Below are 3,584 nucleotides of genomic sequence, written 5' to 3'. Positions count from 1 at the left end.
CGCCGCCGGGGCGGGGCCGGACGCTGCCGGGGCCGCCCTCCTGCTGGCCCGCCTCGCCGACGCCGGGGTGCGGGGCGCGGACCCGGCCGAGTGGTCGTGGCTGCCCACCGGCCCGGTGCCGGACCGGCAGGTCGGCGACCTCGCCGTGTCGCCGTCGGCGGTGGAGAAGTACCTGCGCTGCCCGCTGCAGTGGTACCTCACCGCGAGCGGCGGCACCGTCCCCCAGGGCACCGCGCAGGGCCTCGGCACGCTCGTCCACGCCGCGCTGGAGGAGGTCCCCGACGCCGACGTCCCCGCGCTGCGGGTGGTGGTCGAGCAGGGCTGGGAGGACCTCGAGCTCGGCGACGGCTGGGTCTCCCGGCACCAGCGCCGCCGCGTGGAGGACATGCTCGCCAAGCTGTCGGTGTGGGCCGCGCAGCAGCGCGCCGCCGGCGTGGAGGTCCTCGGGTCCGAGGTGCCGTTCTCCTACACCGTCGACGGCGTCACCGTGCGCGGCACCGTCGACCGGGTCGAGCGCACCGCGGACGGCGGGGTCCGCGTCGTCGACCTCAAGACGGGCCGGTCCGCGGCCTCCGCGGCCGACGCGCGCGAGAACCCCCAGCTGCAGCTGTACCAGCTGGCCGTGGAGTCCGGCGCCCTCGAGGGCATCGTCGGTGCCCCCGCCGGGGGGCTGCTCCTGTTCGTGGGCACACCGGCCCGGAAGGCCGCCGAGCGCGTGCAGCCGGCCCCCGGCGAGGACGGCCTGGAGGCCGTCCGCGAGCGGGTCCGCGAGGTCGGGGCAGGGATGCGGGCGGGCAGCTTCGTCGCCCGGCCCGGGAGCGCCTGCCAGCGCTGCCTCGTCGCGTCGAGCTGCCCGACCACACCGCAGGGCCGCCGCACACCGCCGCCCGCCGGCACCGGGGCGCCCGTGGCCCTGCCGGACCCCGCGGTCCGGCAGGCCATCACCGAGGAGGACGCGGCGTGAGCACCGTGCTGCTGGAGGACGTCGCCCAGCTCGAGACGGCGCTCGCCCTGCCCTACCGCCTGGGCGAGGAGCAGCGCGCCGTCGTGACCGCCCCCCTGGACAGCGCCCTCGTCGTCGCCGGGGCGGGGTCCGGCAAGACCGAGACGATGAGCCTCCGGGTCGCGTGGCTCGTCGGCACCGGGCAGGTGAGGGCGGACGAGGTGCTCGGCCTCACCTTCACGCGCAAGGCGGCCGGGGAGCTCGGCGAGCGGGTGACGCGTGCCGTGGAGCGGATGCAGGCCTGGTCCGCCGCCGGTCCCGGCTCGGCGGGCTCCCTGCCCGTGCTGCAGGAGCGGCCGCAGGCGCGGACCTACCACTCCTTCGCGGCCGACCTGGTGGCCGCCCACGCCGCCCTGCTCCACCTGGACGAGGTGCGCCTGCTCGGCGAGGCCGCCGCCCACCAGCTCGTCGACCGCGTGGTGCGCGACTGGCCGCACCCCCTCGACGTCGGCATGGAGCCGCGGGCCGTGGCCACCGCCGTGCTCGCCCTGGCGGGGGAGTGCTCCGAGCACCGCGTCACCCCCGACCGGCTCGCCGACGTCCTCGACAGCCACGTCGCGGCCCTGGTCGCCCACCAGGACGACGGGCTGCTGAGCACCGAGGCGCAGAAGGAGGTGCTCGCGTCGCTGGTGCGGCGGCGGGCGCTGGTCCCGCTGCTGGCCGCCTACACCGCCCGCAAGAGGGACGCCGGCCTGCTCGACCACGGCGACCAGGTGCTGCTCGCCGCCGAGGTCGCCGCGATGCCCGGCGTCGCCGCGGAGCTGCGCGCCGAGCACCGGGTCGTGTTCCTCGACGAGTACCAGGACACCTCGGCCGTGCAGACCGACCTGCTGGCGGCGCTGTTCGGCGACGGCCACCCCGTGACGGCGGTCGGGGACCCGCACCAGTCGATCTTCGGCTGGCGGGGGGCGAGCTCGGGCACGCTCGGCCGCTTCCTGCGCCGGTTCTCCTCCTCCGACGGCGGGCCGCCCGCGCAGCTCACCCTGTCCACGTCGTGGCGCAACCCCGGCCTCGTCCTCGACGTCGCCAACCGGGTGGCGGCCGACCTGCGCGAGACCTCGGCCAGCACGGGCGGCCTCGACGTCGGCGTCCTGCACCCGGCCCCGACGGCCGCGCCCGGCCACGTGCGCGCCGCCTACCTGGAGACGGTCGAGGAGGAGGCGGACCTGGTGGCCCGCTGGCTGCTCGAGCGCCGCGACCACGCCGTGGACGGCCGCGTGCCGACCCAGGCGGTGCTGTGCCGGCGCCGCAGCCAGATGAGCCGTTTCGAGGACGCGCTGCGCGGGGCGGGCGTGCCCGTGGTGGTGCTGGGCCTGGGAGGGCTGCTCGACGAGCCCGAGGTGGTCGACCTCGTCAGCGTCCTCACCGCCGCCGCGGACCCGGGCCGGGGCGACGCGCTCGTCCGGCTGCTCACCGGGCCGCGGTGGACCCTCGCGCCGGCCGACCTCGACGCCCTCCAGGACCGCTCCCGCGAGCTGGCCGGCGGGGACCGGGACGCGGCCAGCCTCGTCGACGCCCTCGACCTGCTCCCGCCGCCCGGCTGGACGTCGGCGCGCGGGCGCCGGCTCAGCGAGGCCGGCCGGTCGCGCTGCCAGGCCCTGTCCTCGGTGCTCGGCCGGGTCCGGCAGAGCCTGCACCGGCCGGTCGTCGACGTGGTGCTCGCCGCGGTCGCGGCCACCGGCGTCGACGTGGAGGTGCTGGCGGCCTCGTCCGACCCCCGGCAGGGCCGCCGCGTCCTCGACCGGCTCGTCGCCGAGGCCGCCGGCTACGTCGACGTCGACGGCAGCTCGACGCTGGCCGGCTTCCTCGCCTGGCTCGACGCCGCCCGCGAGGACGAGCGGGGCCTGGAGGTCGTCGACGTGCAGCCCGACCCCGCCACCGTGCAGATCATCACCATCCACTCCGCCAAGGGCCTGGAGTGGGACGACGTCGCCGTGGTCGACCTCGTCTCGGGCGGGTTCCCCGTCCGCGAGGCGTCGGGCAGCCCCGGGAACGGCTGGCTCAGCGGCAACGGCGTGCTGCCCTGGCCCGCCCGCGGGGACACCGACTCCCTGCCCGTCTGGCGGCTGCACGGCGCGGTGTCCAAGGAGGACTGGAAGCAGCGGTGGGTGGAGTTCCGGACCGAGGCCGGGCTCCACGCGGCCGCCGAGGAGCGGCGCCTTGCCTACGTCGCCCTCACCCGCCCCCGGCGCTCGCTGCTGGCCACCGGTGCCCGCTGGGCCGACGGCAGCCGCCCCCGCGAGGCCTCCCCGTTCCTGCTGGAGACCCGCGAGGCCGGCGTGCCCGTCCTCGCCTGGCACGAGCCCGACCTGCCCGAGGACGGCGCCAAGGAGGTCAACCCCCGCGAGGTCCCCGAGCGGCGCATGCCGTGGCCGGCCTCGCTGCCGGTGTCCGTCGAGCAGGTCCGCGCGGCCGCCGAGGCCGTGCGCGCCGCCCGCGACGGTCGTCCGGACGACCGGGCAGACGACCAGCCGGGGACCCGACCGGGCGACCGGCCGGAGGAGCAGGCGGCCGGCCGGCCGGAGGTCCCCGTGCCTGCGGGGACCCCCGGCGGCTGGGAGCGGCTCGTCGACGCCCTGCT

2 protein-coding genes are annotated in these 3,584 nt (G+C 78.1%); both read left to right on the top strand.

Features of this window, described 5'->3' with window-relative positions:
- A partial coding sequence (locus WCS02_RS18690; protein ID WP_340295795.1) for a RecB family exonuclease occupies window positions 1-964 on the top strand: 964 nt, incomplete at its 5' end.
- The coding region (locus WCS02_RS18685) for an ATP-dependent helicase (RefSeq protein ID WP_340295794.1) at window positions 961-3,584 on the top strand (2,624 nt) is incomplete at its 3' end. The genes WCS02_RS18690 and WCS02_RS18685, both read left to right, overlap by 4 nt.

This window comes from Aquipuribacter hungaricus (assembly GCF_037860755.1).
In the GTDB taxonomy this organism is placed as follows: domain Bacteria; phylum Actinomycetota; class Actinomycetes; order Actinomycetales; family JBBAYJ01; genus Aquipuribacter; species Aquipuribacter hungaricus.
Note: the sequence above shows the minus strand (reverse complement) of the source record. Positions and strands in the feature narration are given on the sequence as shown.